This window comes from Stenotrophomonas sp., assembly GCF_032103445.1.
GTDB lineage: Bacteria > Pseudomonadota > Gammaproteobacteria > Xanthomonadales > Xanthomonadaceae > Stenotrophomonas.
The window spans coordinates 1-25,271 of sequence record NZ_DAMDFR010000037.1 but is presented as its reverse complement, the minus strand read 5'-3'; the positions used below and the strand labels follow the sequence as shown (position 1 = coordinate 25,271).

Genomic DNA, 25,271 nt, shown 5'->3' with positions numbered 1-25,271 from the left:
GCTCTACGGGTTGATCGGGATCAAAGCGGTATAACGCGGTGCGGCGCAGGCTGTAACTCCCCCCTGTGGAGTTGCAGCCATGAACAAGACGATGAAGGCGGCGGTGGTCCGCGAATTCGGCAAGCCCCTGGTGATTGAAGAGGTCACCGTGCCGCGCCCCGGTCCGGGCGACATCCTGGTCAAGATCGAGGCCTGCGGTGTCTGCCACACCGACCTGCACGCCGCCGAAGGCGACTGGCCGGTGAAGCCGAACCCGCCGTTCATTCCCGGCCATGAAGGCGTTGGCCACGTGGTCGCCGTCGGCCAGGGCGTGACCCACATCAAGGAGGGCGACCGCGTCGGCATTCCGTGGCTGTACTCGGCCTGCGGTCACTGCGAGCACTGCCTGGGTGGCTGGGAAACGCTGTGCGAGGCCCAGCAGAACAGCGGTTACTCGGTGAACGGTGGCTTCGCCGAGTACGCACTGGCCAACGCGGACTACGTCGGCCTGCTGCCCAAGGGCATCGGCTTCATCGAAGTGGCCCCGATCCTGTGCGCCGGCGTCACCGTCTACAAGGGCCTGAAGGTCACCGATACCAAGCCCGGCGAATGGGTGGTGATTTCCGGTGTCGGCGGTCTCGGCCATATGGCCGTGCAGTACGCCAAGGCGATGGGGCTGAACGTGGCGGCGGTGGATATCGACGATGACAAGCTGGCGCTGGCACAGCGCCTCGGTGCCACCGTGACGGTCAACGCGCGCAACACCGACCCGGCCGCGTTCCTGAAGAAGGAGATCGGCGGCGCGCATGGCGCGTTGGTCACCGCAGTGTCGCCGAAGGCATTCGAGCAGGCGCTCGGCATGGTGCGGCGTGGCGGCACGGTGTCGCTCAACGGCCTGCCGCCGGGCCAGTTCCCGCTGGATATCTTCGGCATGGTGCTCAACGGCATCACCGTGCGCGGCTCGATCGTCGGCACCCGCCTGGACCTGCAGGAGTCGCTGGAGTTCGCCGAGCAGGGCAAGGTCGCCGCCACCGTCACCAGTGATTCGCTGGAGAACATCAACGACATCTTCGCGCGCATGCACGCCGGCAAGATCGAAGGCCGCGTGGTGCTGGACATGCGCCTCTGAACGGCAGGGCGGGTGGGTGCGGGCGCGAGCGGCGATAATGGGGAGGATCCCGCTGCCGCAGACTGCACATGCCCGCTCTGTCTCCCCTGAAAACCCTGGCCCTGTCCGTGCTGTGCGTAGTGGTGGCGCTGTTCGTGCTGGGCATGGTCAGCGGCGCGGGCGGCTGGGTCGCGCCCTGGGTCGGCCTGGGGCAGGGCGAGGGTCGCTTGGCCTGGGACCTGGGCTGGACGATTCTGGGCGGCTTTGCCGCCTGCGCGTTCGCCAGCCGCTACGCGCCCACCTGGCCGTGGCTGCACGGCGGCATCGTGTGGGCGATGATCGTCGGGGCCTCGGCGTTTGCCGCCTGGGACCTGGGCAATGACTTCCCGTTCTGGTTCGTGGCCGTGCTGCTGGCCTCCCTGCCGGTGCAGGGGCTGGGCATCTGGTTCGGCGCGAAGTTCCGCCCGAAGCGCTGAGGCGCTTACTGCAGCAGGCCGTGCACCGCCGTGGGCGGCATGTGGTCCAGCGCCAGCCAGGCGTCTTCCACCACCGCCCGTGCCTGCGGCCAGCCCAGCCGCGAGGCACCACGCATCTGTTCCCACTGCTCGGCCAGTTCGCCGTCGGTGTCGCCGTCGTCGCCACGCGGCCAGTCGGCGCGGTGGGTGGTCAGGGCGAAGGCGTAGGCTGGGTACAGATCTTCCCAGCGCCGGCGTGAGGCACTGCGGCGGCGCTCGAAGTCGCTGCGCATGTACTGCACATAGTCCTGTGCCACCGCCTGGGGTTCTTCAGCGCGCGTCTGGCGGCGGTTGCGCCGGGTCGGTTCGGGCAGCCGATAGGCGTTGAACACGGCGGGCGCGATGCGGCGGTCGGGGCGGGGCATGACACGTCTCCGGCAGCAGGCAGGGTGGGCAGGAATAATCCTGTGGCCGTTAGCCAGCTGTGACAGATCCGTTCAGAGCACTTCTATTCGCGACTGCTTCACTGCTACAGGCGTGTAGTGGGAGCCCCCTCAGCGGAGCCACGCCCATGCCACGCGATCCTTTGCGCGAAGCCCATCCGCCGGTTCCCGGTGAACAGCGCGGCAAGCACGACCTCTACGACGAGGAAGACCGCGGTGCCGGCATGTCGCCCTCGCACACGCCCGAGCATCTGCGCACCGGCGTGGATGCGGTTCATGGGGAGCCTGACGAACAGCGCGACGACCCCGGGCACAAGGAGCAACAGGACAAGGCCAACGACAACCAGGATGAGGCGCTGGAGGAGACCTTCCCGGCTAGCGATCCCACCTCACCGTTCGTGCCGGCCAAGGTTCCGAAATGACCCGGACCACGCGGTAGCGCACGACCGTTGGTCGTGCGCCGACCTGTGGGTCACAACCACGACCACTGCAACCCTACGCTGTACCGCCGATCCGGCCCCGGCTCGAAATACCGCTGATTCCCGTCGTTCACGATCACCGACCCCACATAGCGCTGGTCCAGCACGTTATCCACCCGCGCAAACGCCCTCAGCGTCCCCTGGGTCAGCCGGACGTTCCGCGCCGCCTCCAGGTTCAACAACGCGTACCCAGCCGCCGTATCACTGGCCCGGTCATTCACCACGGTATCGCTGGACGCCACCACCTCCCCGGCCCACTGCCACTCCCCGCGGCGGAAATCCAGCCGCGCGAACGCCTGCTGCTTCGGCACCCCCGGCAGGCGCGAACCGGCCGCCACCACGGTGTCCGGCACCGCGCAGCCGCTGTTGGCGCAGGTGGCGTACGGCTCGCGCACGGTGGCCTCGATGTACGTGTACGCCAGAGTCAGGTCCAGCTGCGCGGCCAGCGGTTGCTGCAGGCTGGCCTCCACACCCTGGCGACGCGTGCGGCCGATGTTGCGGTAGGTGCTGCGGCCATTGGTGTTGCTGGCCACGGCCAGTTCGTCGTCGGTGTCGGCGCGGAACACCGCCGCCTCGAAGGCCGCGCCACCGGCCCCGCGCCATTTGGTGCCCAGCTCCAGATTGCGGCTGCGTGCCGGGTCGAGGTTCAACGCCAGCCCGGCACCGCCGTCGTTGCGGTAGCCCAGTTCGTTGAAAGTAGGCGTTTCAAAGCCGCGCCCAGCCGAGGCGTACACCCGCCAGGCGTCGCTGGCATGGAACACCACGCCGCCCACCGGCGTGGTCGCGCTGTAGTCGCGAGAGCCGCTGTCGTCGGGGTTGCGCGCGGTGATGTAATCATCGTTGGAGCGGAAGCGCACCGTGCTGTGGCGCAGACCCAGCAGCGCCGACCAGCGCGGGGCCCATTGCCAGTTGACCTGGGCGAACTGGTCCACATTCCGCACGCGGTCGCGCTGGTCGCGGCGCAGTGCCCCTCGGACGCCCAGATCGCTGCCTACGAAATTCTCGTAACCTCGGCGATCCTGCGTCTGCTGGTCGGCATTGGCTCCGATCACCGCTTCCAGCGGCCGGCCCAGCCAGTCGCCCTGCCAGGCCCAGCGCAGGTCCAGCCCGCCGTAACCGCCGTCCAGATCGATCACCCCGCCGGCATGCAGCGGATTGGCCTGCGGGCCCGGCGGAATGGCGAGGTACTGCTCCACCTGGCGCTGACCGGCATAGCCCATCGCCCGCCAGGTCTGCGCGCCCTCGGTGCGGGTGAAGACCAGGCCGGCCTGGCCCTGGCGCACCGATTTGCGGGTGTTGTACTGGGTGGCCACCGCCGTGGCCTGACGCGGGTTGTCGTTGACCTGCGCGCGGGTCAGGCCCAGCGGGTCCTGTGCGTCCGGGGCATCGAGATAGTTCAGCACCAGATCCAACTGGCCGCCGCCTACATCCACGCCCAGCCGGCCGTTGAAGGATTCGCGCCTCGCCCGGCTGTGCTCGCGCCAGCCGGCGGTTTCAAAGTGGTTGGCGGCAAGGTTGTAGCGCAGCGGTCCCTGCTGTCCGCGCAGCTGCGCGCCGGCGCTCAGGGTGGCGTCGCTGCCGGCGGCCACGCGCGCCCGCCACGGGTCGCCCGCCGCGCCGTCGGCGCTCCACACCTGCACTACGCCACCGGAAGAGTTGCCGTACAGCGCCGAAAACGGCCCGCGCAGCACCTCGATGCGCTGTGCCGACAGCAGGCTGGCGTGGGACAGCTGGCCCTGGCCGTCCGGCATGGTCGCCGGTACCCCATCCACCAGCACCCGCACCCCGCGCACCCCGAAGGTGGAGCGTGCGCCGAAGCCACGGATGGAGAGCTGGGTGTCCTGGGCCAGGTTCTGGCGGTCACGCGCCAGCAGGCCCGGCACGCCGTTCAGCGCTTCGCTGACCTGGGCCAGGGTGCCGATGACCTCGTCATCCAGCTGCACGGTGCTGATCGACGCCGGCAGGTCCACGTCGGCCACCCGTTGGCCGCGCGCGGCCTGGACCTGCACGGTCGGCAGGCGCTCGATGCCGGGGGCCTCGGTGGCCTGGGCCAGGGCGGTGGCCGGCAACGCGCCGGCGACGATGAACGATGAATGGCGCAACAGGGGGATAAAGCGACGCATGCGGGGGCAGGGTCTCCGGTGGGGGGAAGGCCGTCTGTCAGCGTACGGCATGGAAGGTGACGAGAGCCGCCGCGCCCATGCCACGGCTTTGTTACGATGGCGCTGTTTCGGCCCATGCTGCCGTAACACCGAGCGCGAAACCTCCCCCATCCGTCATTTCGAATGAGTACCGCCGTGTCCTTCTTTGCAAACGTGGAACTGGTCCCGGGCGACCCGATCCTGGGCCTGACCGAGGCATACAACGCCGACAGCCGTTCGACCAAGGTCAACCTGGGCGTGGGCATCTATTACGACGAGAGCGGCCGCATTCCGCTGCTGCGCGCCGTAAAGCAGATTGAACAGCAGCTGGCCAACGAGGCCAAACCGCGCGGCTACCTGCCGATCGACGGGCTGCCGGCCTACACCCAGGCCACCCGCGAACTGGTGTTCGGCAAAGATTCGCCGCTGCTGGCCGCCGGCCGCGTGGCCACCTCGCAGACCATCGGCGGCAGCGGTGCGCTGCGCGTGGGCGCGGACCTGCTGCACAAGCTGCTTCCGCATTCCACCATCGCCATCAGCAACCCCAGCTGGGAAAACCACCGCGCCGTGTTCGGTGCCGCTGGCTTTGAAGTGGTGGAATACACCTACTTCGACGCCGCCACCCACGGCGTGGACTTCGCCGGCATGCTGGCCGACCTGGAAAAGCTGCAGCCGGGCACCGTGGTGCTGCTGCACGCGTGCTGCCACAACCCGACCGGTGCCGACCTCACCGTCGAGCAGTGGAAGCAGGTCGCGCAGCTGCTGAAGGACCGCCAGCTGTTCCCGTTCATCGACATGGCCTACCAGGGCTTCGACAAGGGCATCTTCGAAGACGGCGCCGCCGTGCGCATCATCGCCGAAGCCGGCATCGACAGCTTCGTGGTCGCCAACTCGTACTCCAAGTCGTTCTCGCTGTATGGCGAGCGCGTGGGTGCGCTGTCGGTGGTGGCTCCAGACGCAACCGCCGCCAAGGCTGTGCAGTCGCAGGTGAAGCGCATCATCCGCACCATCTACTCCAGCCCGTCGAACCACGGCGCGGCGTTGGTGGCCGGTGTGCTGACCAGCCCCGAGCTGCGCCAGATGTGGGAGCAGGAACTGACCGAGATGCGCGAGCGCATCCACGCCCTGCGTCATGGCCTGGTGCAGAACCTGGTCGCCGCCGGTGCACCGGAGTTCGCCTTCATCAACGACCAGGCCGGCATGTTCTCGTACTCCGGCCTGACCCGCCCGCAGGTGGACCGCCTGCGTGACGAGTTCGGCATCTACGCCGTCGGCACCGGCCGCATCTGCGTGGCCGCGCTGAACCAGGGCAACCTGGAGTATGTGGCCAAGGCTGTGGCAACGGTCGCCAAGGGCTGATCGACCACGGTAGCACCCGACCGTTGGTCGGGTGACAAACAACAACGGCCGCCCTGTGCGGCCGTTGTCTTAAGCGCCTTCCAGCGCAAAGGCCGCGCAGACGCTTTCCCTATAATGGCCGCATGCACCTGCCTGCCTCGATTCTGCTCGCCGCCCTGCCTGTGGCTGTCCACGCCCAGCCGTCGGAGAGCTACAACATCTACGCCATTCCGTCCCAGCCTGTGGTCGAGGCCGTCGCCAAGGTGAGCGACACCCTCGCCGAGGCGGGCATGACCAGCTTCCATCGGCAGGGACACGCGGTGCACGCCACGCTGTACCTCACCCGCTATCCGACCAGCGCCGAAAGCGCGTTGAAGGCCGCCGTGGCGCGTGTTGCACGCTGTCAGGCCCCGTTTGCCATGCAGGTCAACGGCATCGAGGTCACCCCATCGAACTGGGTGTTCCTGCATGTGGAACCCAGCCCGACCCTGCAGCGCTTGGCCGACACGGTAACGCTGGCTGCCGAGCCGCTGCGCGACCACAACGTACAGGCCCCCGCGTGGATGGCGGCATATCCGGACAAGCTGCCCGCATTCCAGCGCTACGGCTCGCCCAATGTGTTCATGCAGTACCAGCCGCACCTGAGCCTGTTGGCCGACGAGAAGAGCCCCAAGCTCGCCGCGTTCGTCGCCGCTGCTCAGGCGCATCCGCTGCAGGCCAGCGGCGAGGTCACCGGCATCGGCATTGGCGTTACCGATGCCAACGGCCAGATCGTGCGCACGCTGGCCGAGTATCCACTGCAGGCTGCGGGCAAGGACTGCGTCACACCCTAAGACGCGCGCGTGTAACCGTTTACCGCGTTCTCAACTACACCTGAGTCCTTTTTTGCGGCGACAATACGGCCCCCGAATGTCTTTGGCAGTCATTTCATGTCCCGTACGTCGCTCACCCGGTACCTGATCGAAGAACAGCATGCCGGCCGTATCAACGCCGACCTGCGCCAGCTCATCGCCGTTGTCGGCCGCGCCTGCACCAGCATCTCCATCGCCGTGAGCAAGGGCGCACTGGGCGGCGTGCTCGGTGACGCCGGCACCGGCAACGTGCAGGGCGAAGCGCAGAAGAAGCTGGACGTGATCAGCAACGAGATCCTGCTCGAAGCCAACGCCTGGGGTGGCCACCTGGCCGCCTGCGCCTCGGAAGAAATGGACCACTGCCAGCCGGTGCCGGACACCTACCCGCGCGGCGACTTCCTGCTGCTGTTCGATCCCCTCGATGGCAGCTCCAACATCGACGTGAACGTGTCCGTCGGCACCATCTTCTCGGTGCTGCGCTGCCCGCCGGGCACCGAGCAGCCGAATGATGAGAGCTTCCTGCAGCCGGGCACCGCGCAGATCGCCGCCGGTTACTGCATCTACGGGCCCAGCACCCAGATGGTGCTGACCACCGGCCACGGCACCCACGCCTTCACCCTGGACCGCGAGAAGGGCGAGTTCGTGCTGACCACGCCGAACATGCAGATTCCGGCGGACACGCAGGAGTTCGCCATCAACATGTCGAACCAGCGCCACTGGGAAGCCCCGATGCAGGGCTATGTGCAGGACTTGCTGGCCGGCAAGGAAGGCGCACGCGGCAAGAACTTCAACATGCGCTGGATCGCCAGCATGGTCGCCGACGTGCACCGCATCCTGACCCGCGGCGGCATCTTCATCTACCCGTGGGACAAGAAGGACCCGAGCAAGGCCGGCAAGCTGCGCCTGATGTATGAGGCCAACCCGATGGGCCTGCTGGTGGAACAGGCCGGCGGTGCCGCCACCACCGGCCGCGAGCGCATTCTGGACATCCAGCCCGACCACCTGCACCAGCGCGTTCCGGTGTTCCTCGGCTCGAAGAACGAAGTGGCCGAAGCCACCCGTTACCACCGTGAGCACGATGCCGCGTAGGGACACGCCATGCGTGTCCTTGGGAACGTCATCCCACGCATGACACTGGGGTGACATCCGGCCTCGCACCCGGCACCATCGGGGGCGAACGCTCACGGACCGACTCATGACCGCCGAAACGCCGCGCGATTTCATTGAAGTAATCCACAACGCCATCCCCGCCGAGGCGTGCGCCGCCATTCTGGCGCAGATGCGTGCCAGCGCCCAGCTGCAGCCCGGTGAAGTAGGCAGTGGCGTATTCCCGGAACTCAAGCACAGCAAGGACCTGCGCATCAGCGGCCGCGCCGAATGGCAGCAGGTGGAAATGCTGCTGCAGCAGGCCGTATTCAAAGGCGTATTGAGTTATCTACGCCGTTATCCACAGGCGTTGATCTCGCCGCTGATGTTGCAGGTTCAAGACACCGACGGCAGTGCACGTCGACTTTCTGCCGATGACTTCCCCGGCATGGAAGACGCCCAGCTTTCCGAACTGGCCCGTACGTGCCTGCGCCCCGGTGCCATCAATCTGCAATGGTATGCGGCGGGTGAGGGGGGTTATCCGTACTGGCACTGCGAACTGTATCCCCGCGACCCGGCCGGCGAGACCCTGCACCGGCATCTGTTGTGGACGCTGTACCTCAACGACGACTTCCAGGCCGGGGAGACCGAGTTCCTGTTTCAGGAGCGGAAGATCGCGCCGCGTACCGGCAGCCTGTTGATTGCACCGACCGCGTTTACGCATACACATCGCGGGAACCGGCCGGAGGGTGGGGATAAGTTCATTGCGACCAGCTGGATTCTGTTCCAGAGCGCGCAGCGCCTTTACGGCGGAACGTGATCTCCTGACCGCTGGGTGATGCCGGTAGGTATCGACCGTTGGTCGATACCCAACCCACACCGTTCGCACCACCAATCGCCCGCGACGCACGATTGGCTCTTCGCGACAATTCGAGTTTGTCTGCGCCATACGCGTCACGCCGCTAACTGGATGCCCAAACCGCGCACCAGATCACGCTAATTCGCCGCACAACCGAAATTTCTGGCTCAATCCCGACACGCCGCCCTCGCCGGCATCCTGTCGTAAAAATCCCATCAAAACAAATCGCTTTGCGCGCCAATGCAGCGCCCGCATCGTGGCGTCGCGGAGCTCAAAACTCCCGAAAAGGCAAAATGTAGAAGGTCCCACGTCGGGAGGGTGGCTAATACAACACCCTCATGTGGGAATACGCCCGCCGTCCGCCTTTTCACGGTTTTGACCTCCCGACTTCCCCTCGCCTTTCAGGCGAGGGTGTTCCTTCCAGCCGGAGTCATCTCATGCATCAGCAATTCGATCAGCCGCAGGAAGCAGTAACCAGCACCGCCGCCCCGCGTCCGAGCACGCGGCACTTTCCCAACGTCCATTCCGTCCCAACGGACCTGCAGGAACAGGAAGCGGCAACGCCTTCCATCTACCTGCGCGGCCCCTGGCTACGTCGCCTCGGATTTGAACCCGGCGAACAGATCCGCGCCGATTGCATCCCGGGCGAAATCACCATCACCCTCGCCACGCCGTCCCCCAGCTCAGACCACGCCATCGTACGCTTCAGTGAGGTAGGCGGAAGCTAAGCCGTCAAGCAATAGCGGAACCGGGAGCGCCGGCCGTTGGCCGGCGTCAGCAAAGCAGCATCATGCGTAGCGGAGAGTTCGCCGAACCAGTAGTTCTGTTGTTGCGACTGATTTCAAAGGGTTACCGCTATCTGTCTAGCATCGGAACCGATGGGTTGCCCAGCGAGCGATCATCCGATGCTGGATCTCGAACTGGTAACGGTAGGTTGTCTCGCGTGGAAGCGTTAGTGTGTTCAAGATCCAAACCCGTCTAAATACTGATCAGCATTTTGCGTGTATCTACAAAGAACAATACGCCCACCATCCGTCTGCACCTACCTCTTTCGGATTAATCGGATAAGCGGTCCGAAAGATAGCAGAAAGGTAAATATTCCAAATGCAACAAGCACGTACTGATTGATGCCCTCAAAAGTTCCTTCCGCCAACCGAACGTATAGGTTTAGCGCCACGCCTCCCGAGATTGCCCAAAGCAGAATGAGGTTGAACCATAAAATAGATCTTTTCATAAATCCTACTTGCATTTACAGAAGTCGTCTTGTGCCTGCTTGATGCCCTTGCCTAGCTCATGAGCGTCGTCTAGGGTGCCCCTCATCTTATACGCATTCCGGAAGCCCTTCAGGGCTCCTGAGTACGTCATCACCTTACTAGCCGCAAGTCCGACATCCGCCCCGAATGGGCCAAGAGCTTCTCCTCCGACCATCTCGAAGAAGGCTTGCTCCTTCTTTCGCCCGAATGCCTCCATCAACGAGAATGCCCCATCGTAAAGTGAAGCGTATCCAACGACCGCGACTGCTAGGGCGGGAGCCACGGCAACCTGATTTTCGTCTCCGGAGAAAGCAGCTATCGCCGCCGTGGCAACACCTCCCGTTATCATCGGTAAGCTCTTAGCGATATCAGCCGATGCAAAGGCTGCCCCTATCCAATCTGTCCCATTTGAAGGACAGTCAGCTAGCCCCAACGGATCCGTCCGATTTAGTGGATTTCCACTTGCGTAAGCGTAAGTATTCGTACCAGCGCTTAGGCCGATCGGATCGCTCTGGAGGTATCTTCCGATGCTTGCGTCATACTCGCGATATCCATTCTGCCAGATTCCAGTTTCGACATCGTAATACTGGCCTGGAAAGCCAATATTGAGTCCACCGATGTCATCTTGTTGGACGCTTCTCCCGTAGGCGTAATTGTAAGCTCTCCACACAGTGTTCTGATTCGCATCGGTAACCAGTTCCGGGCGTCCCAAGTGATCATTATGGGTGAATCTCAGCTGTCCTTCGCGCAACAGTCCAACCAACTCACCCTCAAACCAAAGATAGTTCGTCCACTGAGCATCCATATGCTCCGCCATAAGGTTGTTCTGGCCTGCGTAGTAGTATCGGCTAATGCTTGCATTGACCTTGGCCACTCGCTGTCCCTGAGCATTGAGCACGTAATCCGTCACCAGACCATTCACACTGCTCTGGCTCATGCGATTGAACGCGTTGTACGTATACGTTTGTGTGCGCGAGCCGCTGACGTCGCTGATCCGGTTGCCGTTCGCATCATACTGGTACTGGACTACCTGATTCGGCAGCACGTGGCTGGTGGCCCGGTTGCTTGCCAGATCGATCGTGTACTGCTGTGCTTGGGCACCGGTCTGATAGCTATACAGGTTTCCACCGCCGTCGAACGATAGTGTATTCATCGCACCGAACCGATTGAGTGTGTTCAGGCGACCTAGCGCGTCGTAACCTATGTTCTGGGACATGTCCGGATTGACCGCGTCGGCGATCATGGTGATCTCATTGTCCGGGCTGAACTGGTAGTCCCAGTAACTGATCGCCGATCCATCCTGGCGTCGCACTGACATCGCCGTCGCACGATCATCCAGATCGCGGTTGTAGCCTCGCCATAGTCCATTGCCATAGCCGACCACACCACGCGAGCCTGTGGCAGTACGACTTACGTGAGTGACCACCGGTCGCGTGACACCATTGATGGTGGCGCTCATGCTGTAGAGGTGTCCGCTTGCGGCGTAGCCGTATGCAACGCTGGCACCATCCGGGTAGGTAATGCCACCCAACCTGCCGATGCTGTCGTATGCATAGCGCGTGCTACTGTCGGTGACACCATCAGTGGCTTCGATCCAGTCCCTTCTGGTGGTCAGCTGACCCGCCGGGTTGTAATCGAAGTGGCTGGTGGTACCCGGCGCGCTTACTGCACATAGGCGGCCCACGCCGCCCGAGCATGTGTCGTAGCCAAACGTGTGCTGTTGGCCATCTGCACTGATGGTCGTAACCCGCCCGATCCCGTCGTAGGCGAAGTTCGTTACTCCGCCGTCGTTTCGGGTTGTCTGGGTCTGTAGCCCGCTTGAATCGAACTGGTTCAGCGTTGCGCCAGTGTCCGGGCTTGTCTGTTTCCACAGTTGGCCGAACCCGTCGTACTCGTAGTTGGTCGTGAGGCCGCGGGGGTCAACCACCTGCGTAACCTGGTCACCAATGTTGTAGGCAAAGGTCGTCTGTCCGCCGATGGCATCGGTCTGCTTGAGCAAGCGGCCGCGCGCGTCGTACTCCAGATGCGTCACCCGATTCTGCGAATCAGTGATTTGAGTAACGCGGCCTTCTGCATCGTAGGCATAGCGTACGTTCTGCCCGTTGTTGCCCTTGACCGCGATCTGGCGGCCAAGTTCGTCGTACTCGTAGCTCACGCTGAAGGTGACAGCATTGAGCGCGATGAGGGTGAGAGTGAGCGCGGCCATCAGTTATTCCCTTCCTGGGTGATAGGTGTGTTCTTCACAGATGCGCTCACCACGGTTCCTCGCAGTAGGGCTTGTTGGGCGGGCAGTACCAGTCGGCGTTTTCTACGGTTACAAAGGTGGTTTTTGTGGCTCCCCAAGCACCGAGGCGATCACCGATCCTCGCTGCGTAGGTGAAGGTTCCCACTCCCGTTCCCGCATGGAATGGCGCGACGCTCCACTGGAAGGTGGCGACCTGGCCCGGAGCGACAGACCCCGTCATCGGTATGAATTCGCTGGGACCATTCACCCCCCATTGGAGATATGTGTAGCCGTCCCAAATGTAGTTTCCGGTGTTCCGGAACTGCGCTGTCAGCGTCGTTTCATCACCGTTGAAGATGCGACTCGGGTTCGGAGCGAATCCGACCAGCTCTGCGCCCGCGATCAATGCGGGAATGGTGAAGGCACCGGATCGATTTATCAGAAGGTTTGCTTGGCCGGAGGGTGATATTCCGTGGACGTAAAGCGCCTTACCTCCGTGTGCCTGGCGGATATCGATAGTCAGTGGGACCGAGAACCAATACGCACCTTGACCCTGGCAGGCGGCTTTTACGTCTTCGTTGGGGACGAGAACGCCTGTCGCTGCGCCGATGTAGGTGCCTGCACCAGCGGCTCCACCTGCGTACACGTGAACGGTTGTTGGTGAATTGACGCCCACTGAGCACGCCCACCCTTGGACAGCAAAGTTCCAGTTGTCATTTGAGACGGTCGCCACATCACCGATGATCGTGGCTGTGGGAATGGTGAACGCGCCCAGGTTTCCTAGGGCTTGGTTGTAAGTGCCCCCACGGGGTGAAATGCCGTAGACCTGCAGTGCCTTACCGCCAAGCTGCTGCCGCTGGGTCAGGCTGATTGGCAGCTGGAACCTATAGGCTGAGCCGTTTGCCTGGCACGCGGCGGCGACCTGCGGCTCGCTCGCTAGATTCGCAGTGACCGTGCCGAGATGGATGCCTCCTTCGGCATACCCTTGAACCTGGATGGACGCGTTGGATCCCGTCGAGCATGCCCAGCCTTTTGCGTACCAGTTCCATTGCGCGTCGTGCTCGATGGATTCGACGATGCCGGAGATTGCGCTGTCGACCGGGTAGTCGGTGAGCGACACTTCGGTTCGGGTAACGTTCGAGGCGGCGTCGTAGCTATGCTGCGTCCAAGCATAGTTCCCGTTTCCGAAGGGACGGGTTTCTGCGATCAGGCGCCACGCAGCGTCGTATTGATACCGTGTGGTGATGCCGTCTGGGGAGGTGGTGGTGGCTACGTTGCCGGCTCCGTCGTAGGTGAGCGACGTGGTGGCCCAGCCCGTTCCGGCAGGCTGCTTCTGCGAAGTTAGTCGTCCGCGTGCATCGCGGTTTAGTTCGGTGACATCTCCGTTTGGTCCGGTGACTCGTCCCGGCTCGCCCAGGCCGGTGTAGTTTGAATATGTGGTGGTCTGGCCAAGGCCATTGGTGACACTGGTCATATCGCCCAGCGTGTTGAAGGTGTACGTAACGTTGTCCTGGGACAGCGGCCCGTCGACCGTCATGGAAGCTTTCAGACCGTTGGCGTGATAGGTGTAGGTGTAGTTGGTTGTTCTTGCCTGACCAGGAACGCCTTTACTTGAGAGATTGCGCACTGTGATCGACGCAATGTTTCCTCGTGCCTCGTAAGTGTATGAGATCTCGCTGTGGCCGAGGATGGTTTCCTTGAGCTGACGATTGGCAGCGGTGTCCCACTCGTATGTGGTGGTCCGCTCTGCGCCGGTGCCGACTGCTTCAACCTTCTTCAGCAGGAAGCCTTGCGGGCTGTAGTCGAAGTCAGTCAGGTTGTCGGCGAAGTCGCCGACGATGTCAGGATAGCCATTGGCATCATAAGTGCGCTCTTTGTAGCTCGCCGCGCAGCGCGGCGACGCATCACCGGTGATGGAGACCTGCAGTCCGTCTTCATATGCGTACGTGGTCTTTCGACCGAGCGGATTGGTCTCGGTGACCGACATCTTTGTGGTATGGGGCTTCGTCACGGCGGTCGACGCCGTGCTGGCTTGCGCACCAGCCATCCGCGATTGATTGTTAACTTCGGTGGGATAGCAGAGCTTTCCACCTACTCGGTAGTCGCACCATCCTGATCCCTCAAGTCCACGCAGTCCGCCCGGGCGAACTGGCGCGGGTGCCGGAACCACCGGCTCGGTTTCCTGGATGTTGTAGTTGAATGTGTGTCTTTCTACTGATCCCGCATGCTCACTGAGAGTGGCTCGCTGATTTTCGTCGTAGGCAAAGTACGAGTAGCGAACTCCGTTGAAGGACTTGCCGGTCAGTCCGCCCGGGTAACGCGCGTCCTCGTAGTGGTAGCTGACCGTGGTAGTCGGTGAGCCCGGGAGGATGGCGCTTGCCAGTCGGCTTCTGCTGAAGTCAAATGCGTTTGGCGTGTATGTGTAGCGATAGATGTTCCCCGCCGGGTCGGTCACTTGGACCAGTTGATCGTCGTTCCAGGCAAACTGGACGCTGCGGCCGGAAGAATGAGTGACGCTCTGCAGGTAGCCCGCTGCGTAGGCGAAGAGCCAAGCAACGCCTTGCTCGTTCTGCAGACGGGTGATGTATCCCTCGGCGTCATAGATCTCGATGCCTCGGTTTTCGTTGTAGAGCGTGAAGCTGCCGTCAGCATTGCGAATCATATAGGCGACGGCCTGGGCTTTGTCTTCGTTCCAGCGGTTTCCGCTGGAGTCGGCAATGAGCTTGATTCTTCGCCCGTCCGGACGCTGTAGCCAAGCAAGACCTTCGCTGTTGGAGAACGACAGCGAGAAGTCAAAGTTGGTCATCCAGTGGTTGCCGAAGAGCCCGGTGGCACTCCAGTGATGGTTGTAAGTACGGCGAAGAAACAAGCCAAACTCGCCTCTCGCGGCGAAGTCGAGCTCCGCCTCCACTTTGTTGCCCGTGTACAGAACTACGGGATTGCCTTTTGAGTTGTTACAGTCGTCCTTGTGGTCTGTGGTGTCCTGTTCCTTGGCGGTTGTATTGGGCGCTGCGCCACCACCACCATTGTCTCGAGGACCGTAGCCGCCAAAGAGAGAGTCGAAGTAGTTGTATTGGAGATAGATTTCCTCCTTCGGCCGGGTCTCTGTGACCTGGACGGTGTCCATGTTGGTGGGCTCTGCTGCGCCGCTCGGCATCGCGATAAATGCCAACTGGGTAACGGCCAGTGCCAGAGCGGTCGACGTACGTGTCTTGAGGAGCGTCATGCTCGTCTTCTTCCCAATGTCATCTGGAGGTTGTGAATGCTTCATGAAGCATTCATTTCACCCGAGTGTAACAATTGGGTCGCGTTTGGCAAGCGCTCGCCTGGCCAGAATTGATCAGTTCAGAAGGAAGTGCGGAGGGCGTCACACCGAATCGGGGACGAGATGCCGCGTTTGGCGGTCGCGCCGTTCTTGCGTCATGCCGACACAGAGCGCTGTGATGCCATCGGCGGTCGACTGTCGTGCGACCCTACCGCGGCCCTCCGTTAGAAGAGGGATCCTTGGGGCGAGTCTTCCTTGGGCGGTAGTGGCCGCAAAAACCTGCCGCAGTCCAGCTTCGGCCAGTGGCTGTGCTGGCCGTCAAAGCCCAACCGCTTGCGTGCCAGCTTGAATCGGTTCGACAGCAAATCTGCATATACGCCTTCGCCACGCATGCGGGTGCCGAACTCGCTGGTGTAGTCCTTGCCACCGCGCAGTTGGTTGATCGTACTCATCACGTGTGCAGCTCGATCCGGGTGATGCGTGTCCAACCAATCGCGGAACAGCGGTGCTACTTCCAACGGCAGGCGCAGAAGTACATAACCCGCGCTGCTGGCACCGGCGTCACGTGAGGCTTCCAGCACGGCCTCCAGTTCTGAGTCGTTGATCCAGGGAATTACCGGAGCCACCATTACGCCTACCGGGATGCCAGCGTCATGGAGGCGACGCATCGCGCGCAATCGTGCGTGCGGCGCAGATGCACGCGGCTCCAGCTTCGCGGAGAGATGCGGGTCGAGCGAAGTCACCGAGAAATGCACGCTTACCAGCTTCTGTTCGGCCAGCGGCGCAAGCAGATCGATATCTCGCTCCACCAGCGCATTCTTGGTGATGAGCGAGAACGGGTGCTGAGTTTCCAGCATCACCTCGATTAGCTGCCGGGTGAGCTTGAGCTTGCGTTCGATCGGCTGGTAAGCGTCGGTGTTGATGCCTAATGCAATCGGCTGCGGCACGTAACCGGGGCGCGAGAATTCCTTGCGTAATAGCTGCGGCGCGTTGGTCTTGGCGAACAGCTTGGTTTCGAAGTCCAGGCCGGGGGAGAGGTTGAGGTAGGCGTGGCTAGGGCGGGCGAAGCAGTACGAGCAGCCGTGTTCGCAACCACGGTAGGGGTTTACCGATTGGCTGAAGCCGACATCGGGGGATTTGTTGCGGCTGATGATGCTGCGCGCGGTTTCGGCGCGCACTTCGGTACGCAGGCGCGGGGCGGCGAATTCTTCGCCTTCTTCGGTGTCCCAGCCGTCGTCCACGGCTTCGCTGGTGGTGACCTCGAAGCGGCCGGCCAGGTGGGTGGTGGAGCCTCGGCCCTTGATTGCGATTCCCATGGTTAGAGCCTAGCCGCGGGGTGTCTCGCGGGTTGAGATCGGGACGTGGGATCGTTGTTGGCGGCGGGGATTGGCATGGTTAGTAGTATTACTAACCACAGGGTGTTTTGGTAGTGAAAGTGTTGTGAATAGGGGGTTTTGGGCGGTTTGTGTGGAATTGGCGCCCAGGGTTATCCACAGGTGGTTGCGAAGAGCAGCCGGGCAAGCCCGGCTCTACGGGGGGCAGCCCGATTAGAGGAGGGCGAGGTAGCCCTTTACCGTGGCGTCGAGGCCGTTGTAGAGGGCTTCGCCGATGAGGGCGTGGCCGATGGAGACTTCCAGTACATCGGGCACGGCCTGCAGAAAGTCGCGGAGGTTTTCCTGCGACAGGTCGTGGCCGGCGTTTACACCCAGCCCAGCGGCTTGGGCACGGCGAGCGGCGTCGGCGAACAGCGCCAGCTGCACGGTGGCATCGCCGGCTGCGTGCGCCTCGGCATAGGGCCCGGTATACAGCTCCACGCGGTCGGCGCCGAGGGCAGCGGCTTGCGCGATATCGGGGTTGCCGGCGTCCACGAACAGGCTCACCCGGCAGCCGTACGACTTCAGCGCGGCAATCAGCGGGCGCAGGCGCTCACCATCGCGGCCGAAGTCAAACCCATGGTCGGAGGTGAGCTGGCCGTCGTCATCGGGCACCAGGGTGGCCTGGGCAGGACGGGTCTGCTCGCACAGGGGCAGCAGGCCGGGGTAGCCCTCGCGCGGCGGCGCGAAGGGGTTGCCCTCGATGTTGAATTCCACGCCGCGGGCGCGGGTCAGGGTGCTCAGCGCGAACACGTCCTCAGCCCGGATGTGCCGTCGGTCCGGGCGCGGGTGCACGGTGATGCCGTGTGCGCCGGCGTCCAGGCAGGCGGTTGCAGCCTGCACTACGTCCGGGTCGGTGCCGCCGCGCGAATTGCGCAGGACGGCGATCTTGTTCACGTTGACGCTGAGGTAAGTCATAGGCTCGGGGGCAGGTCGTCCGGGTCGCGCTCGGCGTCGCGGCGGGCCTGGGCCTGCTCGCGCAGCCGGCGCAGCTCGATGGGGTCAATGGCGGTGGCGATATCCCGCTGCACCTCGCCGAAGGTGGCCACGTAGCGGCCGCGGATCCAGGCGAGCAGGAACAGCAGCGCGCCGCCCAGCCACAGCATCATCATGCCGGTGGATGGGGTCTTGATGGCGAAGGCGAAACAGCCCAGCGAAAGCAGCAGGAACAGCCAGTACATTGTCATTCTCCCCGTTGACCCGCGCAGTGTAGCGCCGGGGCGGGGCGGGGTTCCACGTGGTACCGGTTACAACAGGGGCGAGGCCAACCGGGCGAACGCCTCGGGCACGCGGTGCAGCCACAGCGAGCGCTTGCGCTCGTTCTGGACCTGGGCGGCGGCTGCGAACTCGGCGGCCAGGATGGCCTCCAGTTTGGCCACGGTGCCGGCGTCAGTGATCATCATCGACAACTCGAAATTGAGCCGGAAGCTGCGGTGGTCGAAGTTGGCGCTGCCGACAATGCAGACGTCGTCGTCGGCAATGAAGGCCTTGGTGTGCAGCATGCGCGGGCCGTATTCGTAGATCTTCACCCCGGCCTGCAGAAGTTCGTCGAAGTACGAGCGCGCGGCCTGGGTGACGAACCAGGAATCGCTCATCTTCGGCACCAACAGGCGCACGTCCAGGCCGCCGAGCGCGGCCGAAGTCAGTGCCATGCGCGCGGCTTCGCCGGGCACGAAGTAGGGCGTGACCAGCCAGACCCGTTCCTTCGCTTCGTGGATGGCGGCGACCTGCAGTCGATGGATCGCTTCCCAGGCTGAGTCAGGACCGGATACTAGTACCTGGGTGTCGATGCTGCCGTCCTTGCGCTGGGGCACGTCGTTCGGCCAGAGGTGCGCCATTTCCAGCTGTTGCGGAGGCTGCCCGGTGGCGTACATCCAGTCTTCGGCGAACACCAGCTGCAGGCTGCGCACGACGTGACCTTCCAGGCGCATGTGCAGGTCGCGGTAGGCGTCGGGACGTTGGGTCTCGTCTTCCTCGTCAGTGATGTTGATGCCACCGGTGAAAGCAGTGCGCCCATCAATCACCACCAGCTTGCGGTGGGTGCGCATGTTCAACCACGGCCGTTTGAAGGGCTTCAGCAGCTGGCGTGGATGGAACCAGGCAACTTCGCCGCCTGCATCCAGCAGGGGTGCCAGGAACGATTTGCGGATGGTCGAGGAACCCACAGCATCCAGCAACAAACGCACACGCACGCCGTTGCGCGCGCGCTCAACAAGCGCATCGCGCAGCGAGCTACCCGCGTGGTCGGGGTTGAAGATGTAGTACTCCAGGTGCACGTGATCGCGCGCCTGACCAATCGCGGCAATCAACGCGGCGTAAGTCGCTGCACCATCAACCAGCCACTCGACTTCAGTCGCCGAACTGGGCGCCAACCCCGTAGTGGACTGCGCAATTTTTACCAGCTCGGTGCAGTCCGCATCGGGCGGACACACGCTGCTGTAATGCTCCATGCCCGAGCGCGCACGACCACGACGCAGGCGCTGCCGCTTCACCTTCTGCGGGCCCAGGACGTAATAGATGAGCAGCCCGATGTAAGGCAGCGCGGCCAGCGAAAGAATCCAGCTCAGCGTGGCCACCGGCTCGCGCTTCTGGAGCATGATCCAGCCGATCAGCCACAGCAGATACACCACATAGGCGGCGATCATCATCGGCCGCAAATGGGGAATGGCATCAAGCCAGTGCAGCCAGTCGGCGAGGGCAGGGTAGGTGGCAAGCATGCGCGGATCATAGCCGGACAAGGGTGTCCGGCGCTTGCTCGCCCAAAAAAAACGCCCCTGTTTCCAGGGGCGTTTTCCAGTCGCGTCATGACTTGGGTCTTGCGTATTACTGCTGCTGGAACCCGATCTTCTTCATCTGCGCGTTCTTCGCGGCGGCCAGAATCTTGGCCATCACGTCGTACTCCGAGTCCGGGCTGGCGTCGATGCGCAGCTCAGGCTGGTTGGTCGGATCACGCTGCACTTCCTGCTCCATGCGCTGCTGGAGTTCGCCCACTGCCACGGGGCTGTTGTTCCAGAACACCTGGTTGCTGGCGTCCACGCGCAGCTCGATCGGCGGCGGCGGTTCAACCAGCTGCGGCGGTGGGTTCAGCACGCGCTGCGGCAGGTCCACGGCGATCGGGTACGTCATGATCGGCGCGGTCACGATGAAGATGATCAGCAGCACCAGCATCACGTCCACGAGGGGCGTGACGTTGATGTCTGCCATGGGGCCCTTGCCACCACCAGTACTGAATGCCATGGCTTACTGCCCCTTCTCTTTGGTGGCCACGAAGCCCACGTCCAGCATGCCCTGTTCCTGCGCGATCTTCGTCATCTCGTTGATGACGCGCATCTTGGTGGTGCGGTCACCACGCAGGTTCAGCGGCGGCTGCGGGGTCTGCTGGGCGGCGGTCGCCAAGCGGGACTCGAGGGTCCCCTTGTCGATTTCCTCGTCGTTCCAGTAGATCGAACCGTCTTCCTTGACTGCCAGGGTGATCGGGCCCTTGCGGTCGTTGGTGTCGTCCGGCTTGGTGACCAGGTTGGCCTCCGGCAGATCCACCTTGACCTTGTGGGACATCAGGGGCGCCGTGATGATGAAGATGATCAGCAGCACCAGCATGACGTCCACGAGGGGCGTCACGTTGATGTCGGCCATGGGGCCGCCGCTGTTACCACTACTGAAAGCCATAACGGGCTCCGTCTAGATCGTGTTGACTACATTCTTCCCGGGTACAGCGCGTCGCAATTAGCGGACGCGCGAACCGGTGGCGAAGAAGTCGTGCAGGTCGTGAGCGAACGTATCGAACTTGCTGATCGTGGCGCTGTTGATCTTGCTGAAGAAGTTGAAGGCGAACACGGCCGGGATTGCGACGAACAGACCGATGGCGGTCATGATCAGCGCTTCACCCACCGGGCCGGCAACGGCGTCGATCGAGGCGGAACCGGTGGCACCGATCTTGATCAGCGCGCCGTAGATGCCCCACACGGTACCCAGCAGACCGACGAACGGAGCGGTTGCACCGACGGTGGCCAGCAGGGTCATGCCCGACTGCAGCTTGTTGCTTTCGCGGGTCACGGCCTGACGCAGGGCGCGGTCGACGAACTCCGAACGGCTCAGGTTTTCACCCAGGCCACCGGTGGCGCCGCCTTCAGCGCGCTGGTGGTGAGCAGCAGCCTGGGCTGCGTCCAGAGCGATCTTCGAGAACGGCTCGGAAGCCGGCTGTTCTTCCATCGCACGGATGGCGTCCTGCGCGTTCGGGGTGTCCCAGAACTGGCTGACGACGCGGTCAGCTGCGCTCTTCAGACGGGTGGCGCGGAAGATGTTGATGACGGTCCAGTACCAGGACATGGCCGACATGATCACCAGGGTCAGAAGCACGACCCAGGAGACGGCGAAGTCACCCGGCTTGGTGGTCATTTCGTGGATCAGATGCTCGAAGCCCATCTGCGACAGGGCATTGGACGGGTTGCCCCCGGCAGCAGCGGCGATGAAAAGTTCCTGCAGCATGACGCTTACCTTTGTTGTGTGTGGTGATGAATGGTGGTGCTAAAGAAGAGCTGGCAAGGCGGTGGCCGGCGGGCCACCGGCCGCTGTCAGTTCAGCGCAAAGTTGACCGGGACGCGAACGCGACCTGCGACCTTCTTGCCGCCCGACTCCGCTGCACGGAAGCTCCACTTGCGTGCAGCATCCATCGCGGCGCGGTCGAGGTCACGATTACGGCTGGACTTTTCGACCGTGACATTGGTGACGTTGCCGTTGGCATCGACATCAATGATCAGGATGACTTCACCCTGGATACCTGCGCGGAATGCGGCCGGCGGGTAACGCGGGGGATTCATGTTCTTGGACGAGATATCGACGCTGGCCTCGATGGAGCTGGGCGGCTGCGGCGGGCTCGGCGGCGACGGCGGCGTCACGATGTCGTTCGGACGCGGTTCCGGCACGTCCACCACAGGAGCCTGCGGCGGCGGCGGCACCGGCGACGGCTTCGGCGGCGACAGGTTCTTCACCGGCGGCGGCGGCGTTTCAGTCGGCGGCGGCGGCGGCGGCGGCGGCGGGGGCGGCGGCGGTGCGTCCACCAGGGTCACCATCACGTTGCGCTCCTTCTCGGCAGCAGCCTTGGGGGCCACGGCGGGAATGAGCAGCATCATGAAAGCGGCGAGATGCAGTGCAATTACAAAAGCGATACCCACGATGCGCGGCCAGCTGAGGCCGGTGTCATCGCTTTGTTCGTACCTGTGAACGACAAGTTGTTCCGTCATGCGCCAAGAGCTCATTAGTGGGGCCGGGTACCTGGGGCAGGTAGCCCATGATCAGCGGTGCATGACACCGCAGGAACCTCCAAGCTTATACCAATCCTGAGCGCCTGCGCATTAACACGACAGGCGTTCAGGCGTTATTCCTACTTACTTCAGGTTGATGATTTTCTTGGCATCCGCCTGGTTCTTCACACCCTTCGCCAGCGCCTGCTGGGCGGCCGCCTTGGCCTCCGAAGTGCGACCTTCAGCATGCAAAACGCGTGCCAGATTCAAGTAGGTTTCACCGTCCTTGGAGAGCGGGGCGGCCTTCTGCCACGCTTCAATTGCCTTCCCCGTCTGTGCCGGCTCGGAGTAGTAGTACGCCTGGGCCAGGGCCAGCTGGGCCTGGTAGTCGTCCGGCTTGAGGATGCCCTTGGACTGGCCGTCAGTGATGACCTTGATGACGTCCTGTTCCTTGCCTTCGGTGTTGGCGTAGATCGAGTAGAGCTGCTTGTACTCGCGCTCGTCGGTGAGCTTGCCGGAGGCGTACAGCTTGGTCATGACGTCGGCCGCCTTGCCCATCTGGTCCGCCTGCATGTACATGCTGGCCAGGTTCATCTGGGCCTTCTTGTCGTCCGGGTTGCGTGCGGCAATGGCTTCGGCCTGTGCGACCGCCTCACCGGTCTGGCCGGCTTCGGACATGGCCGCCATCAGCAGCTGGTTCCAGTTGTCCTTCGGCTCGGTGGCACCGGCAATGGCCTGCTTCAGCACCGGGATCGCTTCCTGGTAACGCTCCAGCTGGTACAGGGCCTGACCCTTGATGATCAGTTCTTCCGGCTTGGCCGACTTGGTTTCAGCGAAGTACTTGTCCAGGGTGGCCAGGCCGGCTTCGGTCTGGTCTTCCTGGATCTGCAGCTGGGCCTTCATCAGCAGCGACTGGTAGTGGCCGTTGTTGTCCAGGCCGTTGAACTCCAGCACCTGGTCGAGGTACTTGATGGCCGCAGCGCTGTCGTCCTGGTTGTAGGCCGCCTGCGCAGCCAGCTGTGCGGCCAGCGACTTGTCGTAGTTGTTGGCGGCACTGTTGGCCAGGATCGCGTTGGCCGCAGTGAGCGTTTCCGGGAACTTCTGATCGTTGTAGCTGTCGATCATCTTCTGAAGGTCCTTGCCCAGCTTCGGCGAGGACTTGGCGGCCGGTTCCTCACGCGTGGCGTTCGGGAACATCACTTCGGCCTTGGCAGTGTTCTTGCTGCCGCGACGATCGCTGTTGCTGCGGTCGGCGCTGCGGGACTGGGCCACGGCGTCGGTAACCACCACGCCGCCCAGGGCGGTCGCGATGAGGACGGTAAGCACGGCTTGCTTGTGGTTGCTGAAGATCATCATTCACCTCGATCAAACCGCCGCGGCGGCATCAAAACGGACTGTCAGAAAAATCTGAGCCGCCAAACGTATCAGAAACTGTTGTCGTGAAAAACCGTTTCCGATGCTGCAGCACAACATCCTTTGGTCGTACTAGCCACAGCGCGGTTTGCGACCGGCGGCTTGAGCCTGCTGGAACACCCCGTTCAGGGCCGGTGCATCGCGTTGCAGCTCGCGAATCCGGTTGGCCGGGTCGGGGTGGGTGGACAGCCACTGCGGCGAGCGCGAGCCACCGGCGGCCATCATGTTCTGCCATAGATTGACCGCTTGCGCCGGGTCGAACCCGGCCTCGGCCATCAACCGCTGCCCGACCACGTCGGCTTCGCTTTCCTGGGTGCGCGACCCGGGCAGCAGGAACGCGGCCTGGGCACCGGCACCGCCGAGTTGGTTCACCGTGCTGGCAGCTCCGTCACCGTAAGCGGCGCCGGCCAGCGCACCGAGCACGGCCAAACCGGTCTGCGCACCCATCTGGCGGGTCAGGCGCTCTTCGTGGTGGCGCGAAATGACGTGGCCGATTTCGTGCCCGATCACCGCCGCCAGCTGGTCCTGGTTCTTGGCCACGCTGAGGATGCCGGTGTTCACGCCGACTTTGCCGCCGGGCAGGGCGAAGGCGTTGGGTTCGTTGTTGACGAACACTGCAGCTTCCCACCGTACGCCACGGTATTGAGCGGGCAGCTGCGCGACGAGCGCATTGACTACGCACTGCACGTAAGCGTTCTGCTTGCCGTCGGTGCTGATCTTTTCCTTCTGCTTGGTTTCGGCGAAGGCCTGCGCACCCAGCTGGTCCAGTTCGGCCTGTGAAACACCGCCCACCATCTGCCGCCGCCCGGTGGGCGAGGTGGTGGTGGCGCAGGCGCTCACCAGCAGGGTGATGGCCAACCCAAGCAGCAGCGGTTTCATGGTGCGGGTTCCCGTGTTCATGTGTGCAGTGTTGCGCCGTGGAACGTAAATTTTTGTCAAACCCGGCAATTCAGTGCAAGCCAAGGAACACCAGCGCCGCCAGGGCGATGGCGTTGTTCAAGGCGTGTGCGGCAATCGGTGCCCACAAGGTGCCGGTGCGCTGATACAGCCAGGCGAACGCCGCGCCCATGCCGCCATACACCAGCCAGAGCTGGGCGATTTCCAGCGGACCGTTGGCGCTGGTGCCGGGAATTTCGTGGATCAGGGCGAAAGCGAAGCTGCTCAGCACCAGGCCCAGCCAGGGACGACCGGCCTGCCACAGGCGCCCGAACAGCACGCGGCGGAACAGCAGTTCCTCGTACGCAGGGGCGAGCACGATGGCAAACAGGGCCAGGAACCACGGGAAGTGTTGCAGCGCCTGTTCCATCAGGGCCAGGTTGCTGGGCACCGGCTCACTGCCGGCCAGCTTGGCCAGCCAGGAAATCAAATTGCTGCCAATCACCACACAGGTGGCCACCAGCAGAGTCCAACCCCAGGTGGAGGCGCGGCGCGCGGCCTGCCACGAACGTTCGCGTTCACCGGCGTCGGCACGGCGGCGCAGGAAGTACAGCACCAGCGCGGCACCGCCGGTGGCGAACAGGGCCATCAGGATCTGCGCCAGCGCACCGGGTTGACCCAGCTGCTGCATGGCGGTTGCGGCGGCGTCCGGGCCGCTTTCCTGCACCACCTCGACCGCGCGGAACATGCCCCAGAGCAGGCCGCTGAGCATGCTCAGCGCCAGCAGGGTGGCAATGGCGATACCGAGGTCGATGAAGAAGCCCGCGACCGGCGAGCCGGGCTTGCGCGGCGGGGTCCGGGGCGGCGTGCCCGGCAGGGCGGGCGGCG

At 63.4% G+C, this 25,271-nt stretch carries 23 protein-coding genes; 8 read left to right on the top strand and 15 right to left on the bottom strand.

The window, feature by feature from the left end:
* The first annotated feature begins 79 nt into the window (after positions 1-79).
* Entirely contained in the window at positions 80-1,108 is a 1,029-nt protein-coding gene (gene adhP, locus RT551_RS13810; RefSeq protein WP_313459649.1) for an alcohol dehydrogenase AdhP, read from the top strand.
* Positions 1,109-1,176: 68 nt separating this feature from the next.
* Positions 1,177-1,563, top strand: a complete 387-nt coding sequence (locus RT551_RS13805) for a hypothetical protein (RefSeq protein ID WP_313459646.1) — start codon at positions 1,177-1,179, stop codon at positions 1,561-1,563.
* 5 nt (positions 1,564-1,568) lie between these two features.
* Here RT551_RS13805 and RT551_RS13800 read toward each other — a convergent pair whose 3' ends face one another.
* Positions 1,569-1,967, bottom strand: coding sequence for a hypothetical protein (locus RT551_RS13800; RefSeq protein ID WP_313459644.1), 399 nt, complete (start codon positions 1,965-1,967; stop codon positions 1,569-1,571).
* Between the two features lie 146 nt (positions 1,968-2,113).
* Here RT551_RS13800 and RT551_RS13795 point away from each other — a divergent pair, with 146 nt between their 5' ends.
* Positions 2,114-2,407 (top strand): hypothetical protein, encoded by a 294-nt coding sequence (locus RT551_RS13795; protein ID WP_313459690.1) that lies wholly within the window; start codon positions 2,114-2,116, stop codon positions 2,405-2,407.
* A 50-nt stretch (positions 2,408-2,457) separates the two neighbouring features.
* On the opposite strand, the gene RT551_RS13790 is transcribed toward RT551_RS13795, so the two are convergent.
* Complete coding sequence (locus tag RT551_RS13790; RefSeq protein WP_313459643.1) at positions 2,458-4,587, bottom strand: TonB-dependent receptor; 2,130 nt, start codon at positions 4,585-4,587, stop codon at positions 2,458-2,460.
* 174 nt (positions 4,588-4,761) lie between these two features.
* On the opposite strand from RT551_RS13790, the gene RT551_RS13785 reads away from it, so the two are divergent.
* The 5 genes from RT551_RS13785 (at position 4,762) to RT551_RS13765 (ending at position 9,467) form a co-directional block, all read left to right on the top strand.
* A complete protein-coding gene (locus RT551_RS13785) occupies positions 4,762-5,964 on the top strand; it encodes an amino acid aminotransferase (protein ID WP_282298093.1) in 1,203 nt (400 codons plus the stop codon).
* A 122-nt stretch (positions 5,965-6,086) separates the two neighbouring features.
* The gene (locus RT551_RS13780; protein WP_313459640.1) at positions 6,087-6,776 is read left to right on the top strand and encodes a 2'-5' RNA ligase family protein; all 690 of its coding nucleotides are present in this window, start codon (positions 6,087-6,089) and stop codon (positions 6,774-6,776) included.
* A 96-nt stretch (positions 6,777-6,872) separates the two neighbouring features.
* The gene (locus tag RT551_RS13775; RefSeq protein ID WP_313459637.1) at positions 6,873-7,883 is read left to right on the top strand and encodes a class 1 fructose-bisphosphatase; all 1,011 of its coding nucleotides are present in this window, start codon (positions 6,873-6,875) and stop codon (positions 7,881-7,883) included.
* Positions 7,884-7,989: 106 nt separating this feature from the next.
* The gene (locus tag RT551_RS13770; RefSeq protein WP_313459635.1) at positions 7,990-8,700 is read left to right on the top strand and encodes a 2OG-Fe(II) oxygenase; all 711 of its coding nucleotides are present in this window, start codon (positions 7,990-7,992) and stop codon (positions 8,698-8,700) included.
* Positions 8,701-9,176: 476 nt separating this feature from the next.
* Positions 9,177-9,467 carry a SymE family type I addiction module toxin gene (locus tag RT551_RS13765; protein WP_313459632.1) on the top strand — a complete coding sequence of 97 codons (291 nt, stop codon included), beginning with the start codon at positions 9,177-9,179 and terminating at the stop codon, positions 9,465-9,467.
* Between the two features lie 511 nt (positions 9,468-9,978).
* On the opposite strand, the gene RT551_RS13760 is transcribed toward RT551_RS13765, so the two are convergent.
* From RT551_RS13760 to RT551_RS13700, 13 genes are all read right to left on the bottom strand, one after another.
* A complete protein-coding gene (locus RT551_RS13760) occupies positions 9,979-12,198 on the bottom strand; it encodes an RHS repeat-associated core domain-containing protein (protein WP_313459630.1) in 2,220 nt (739 codons plus the stop codon).
* A gap of 46 nt (positions 12,199-12,244) precedes the next feature.
* The gene (locus RT551_RS13755) at positions 12,245-15,442 is read right to left on the bottom strand and encodes a DUF6531 domain-containing protein (RefSeq protein WP_313459627.1); all 3,198 of its coding nucleotides are present in this window, start codon (positions 15,440-15,442) and stop codon (positions 12,245-12,247) included.
* A gap of 263 nt (positions 15,443-15,705) precedes the next feature.
* Entirely contained in the window at positions 15,706-16,797 is a 1,092-nt protein-coding gene (locus RT551_RS13750; RefSeq protein ID WP_313459625.1) for a PA0069 family radical SAM protein, read from the bottom strand.
* Between the two features lie 231 nt (positions 16,798-17,028).
* Positions 17,029-17,772, bottom strand: coding sequence for a pyridoxine 5'-phosphate synthase (locus tag RT551_RS13745; protein ID WP_313459624.1), 744 nt, complete (start codon positions 17,770-17,772; stop codon positions 17,029-17,031).
* Complete coding sequence (locus RT551_RS13740; RefSeq protein WP_313459622.1) at positions 17,769-18,035, bottom strand: hypothetical protein; 267 nt, start codon at positions 18,033-18,035, stop codon at positions 17,769-17,771. The genes RT551_RS13745 and RT551_RS13740 overlap by 4 nt, the downstream gene beginning before the upstream one ends.
* 66 nt (positions 18,036-18,101) lie before the next feature.
* Complete coding sequence (cls, locus tag RT551_RS13735) at positions 18,102-19,571, bottom strand: cardiolipin synthase (protein ID WP_313459620.1); 1,470 nt, start codon at positions 19,569-19,571, stop codon at positions 18,102-18,104.
* A gap of 106 nt (positions 19,572-19,677) precedes the next feature.
* A complete protein-coding gene (locus RT551_RS13730) occupies positions 19,678-20,091 on the bottom strand; it encodes a biopolymer transporter ExbD (RefSeq protein ID WP_313459618.1) in 414 nt (137 codons plus the stop codon).
* A 3-nt stretch (positions 20,092-20,094) separates the two neighbouring features.
* Positions 20,095-20,520: a biopolymer transporter ExbD gene (locus RT551_RS13725; RefSeq protein ID WP_313459616.1), complete on the bottom strand. Its 426-nt coding sequence runs from the start codon at positions 20,518-20,520 to the stop codon at positions 20,095-20,097.
* Between the two features lie 57 nt (positions 20,521-20,577).
* Entirely contained in the window at positions 20,578-21,339 is a 762-nt protein-coding gene (gene exbB / locus RT551_RS13720; RefSeq protein WP_282296447.1) for a TonB-system energizer ExbB, read from the bottom strand.
* A gap of 86 nt (positions 21,340-21,425) precedes the next feature.
* Positions 21,426-21,983, bottom strand: coding sequence for an energy transducer TonB (locus tag RT551_RS13715; protein WP_313459684.1), 558 nt, complete (start codon positions 21,981-21,983; stop codon positions 21,426-21,428).
* Between the two features lie 255 nt (positions 21,984-22,238).
* On the bottom strand, positions 22,239-23,447 hold the full coding sequence (locus RT551_RS13710) for a hypothetical protein (RefSeq protein WP_313459614.1): 1,209 nt from the start codon (positions 23,445-23,447) through the stop codon (positions 22,239-22,241).
* 132 nt (positions 23,448-23,579) lie between these two features.
* Positions 23,580-24,386, bottom strand: a complete 807-nt coding sequence (locus tag RT551_RS13705; protein WP_311193170.1) for a M48 family metallopeptidase — start codon at positions 24,384-24,386, stop codon at positions 23,580-23,582.
* Between the two features lie 70 nt (positions 24,387-24,456).
* Positions 24,457-25,260, bottom strand: coding sequence for a CPBP family intramembrane glutamic endopeptidase (locus RT551_RS13700; protein WP_313459681.1), 804 nt, complete (start codon positions 25,258-25,260; stop codon positions 24,457-24,459).
* Positions 25,261-25,271 lie beyond the last annotated feature (11 nt).

Excerpts from the sequence above, each read along its gene's own strand:
- RT551_RS13795 (WP_313459690.1), top strand. The coding sequence starts at position 2,114 with ATGCCACGCGATCCTTTGCGCGAAGCCCATCCGCCGGTTCCCGGTGAA.
- RT551_RS13740 (WP_313459622.1), bottom strand. The coding sequence starts at position 18,035 with ATGTACTGGCTGTTCCTGCTGCTTTCGCTGGGCTGTTTCGCCTTCGCC.
- RT551_RS13750 (WP_313459625.1), bottom strand. The coding sequence starts at position 16,797 with ATGGGAATCGCAATCAAGGGCCGAGGCTCCACCACCCACCTGGCCGGC.
- RT551_RS13760 (WP_313459630.1), bottom strand. The coding sequence starts at position 12,198 with ATGGCCGCGCTCACTCTCACCCTCATCGCGCTCAATGCTGTCACCTTC.
- RT551_RS13800 (WP_313459644.1), bottom strand. The coding sequence starts at position 1,967 with ATGCCCCGCCCCGACCGCCGCATCGCGCCCGCCGTGTTCAACGCCTAT.
- RT551_RS13730 (WP_313459618.1), bottom strand. The coding sequence starts at position 20,091 with ATGGCATTCAGTACTGGTGGTGGCAAGGGCCCCATGGCAGACATCAAC.
- RT551_RS13780 (WP_313459640.1), top strand. The coding sequence starts at position 6,087 with ATGCACCTGCCTGCCTCGATTCTGCTCGCCGCCCTGCCTGTGGCTGTC.
- RT551_RS13745 (WP_313459624.1), bottom strand. The coding sequence starts at position 17,772 with ATGACTTACCTCAGCGTCAACGTGAACAAGATCGCCGTCCTGCGCAAT.
- RT551_RS13775 (WP_313459637.1), top strand. The coding sequence starts at position 6,873 with ATGTCCCGTACGTCGCTCACCCGGTACCTGATCGAAGAACAGCATGCC.
- RT551_RS13715 (WP_313459684.1), bottom strand. The coding sequence starts at position 21,983 with ATGATGCTGCTCATTCCCGCCGTGGCCCCCAAGGCTGCTGCCGAGAAG.
- RT551_RS13770 (WP_313459635.1), top strand. The coding sequence starts at position 7,990 with ATGACCGCCGAAACGCCGCGCGATTTCATTGAAGTAATCCACAACGCC.
- RT551_RS13725 (WP_313459616.1), bottom strand. The coding sequence starts at position 20,520 with ATGGCTTTCAGTAGTGGTAACAGCGGCGGCCCCATGGCCGACATCAAC.
- cls (WP_313459620.1), bottom strand. The coding sequence starts at position 19,571 with ATGCTTGCCACCTACCCTGCCCTCGCCGACTGGCTGCACTGGCTTGAT.
- RT551_RS13755 (WP_313459627.1), bottom strand. The coding sequence starts at position 15,442 with ATGACGCTCCTCAAGACACGTACGTCGACCGCTCTGGCACTGGCCGTT.
- exbB (WP_282296447.1), bottom strand. The coding sequence starts at position 21,339 with ATGCTGCAGGAACTTTTCATCGCCGCTGCTGCCGGGGGCAACCCGTCC.
- RT551_RS13765 (WP_313459632.1), top strand. The coding sequence starts at position 9,177 with ATGCATCAGCAATTCGATCAGCCGCAGGAAGCAGTAACCAGCACCGCC.
- RT551_RS13790 (WP_313459643.1), bottom strand. The coding sequence starts at position 4,587 with ATGCGTCGCTTTATCCCCCTGTTGCGCCATTCATCGTTCATCGTCGCC.
- RT551_RS13705 (WP_311193170.1), bottom strand. The coding sequence starts at position 24,386 with ATGAAACCGCTGCTGCTTGGGTTGGCCATCACCCTGCTGGTGAGCGCC.
- adhP (WP_313459649.1), top strand. The coding sequence starts at position 80 with ATGAACAAGACGATGAAGGCGGCGGTGGTCCGCGAATTCGGCAAGCCC.
- RT551_RS13805 (WP_313459646.1), top strand. The coding sequence starts at position 1,177 with ATGCCCGCTCTGTCTCCCCTGAAAACCCTGGCCCTGTCCGTGCTGTGC.
- RT551_RS13710 (WP_313459614.1), bottom strand. The coding sequence starts at position 23,447 with ATGATCTTCAGCAACCACAAGCAAGCCGTGCTTACCGTCCTCATCGCG.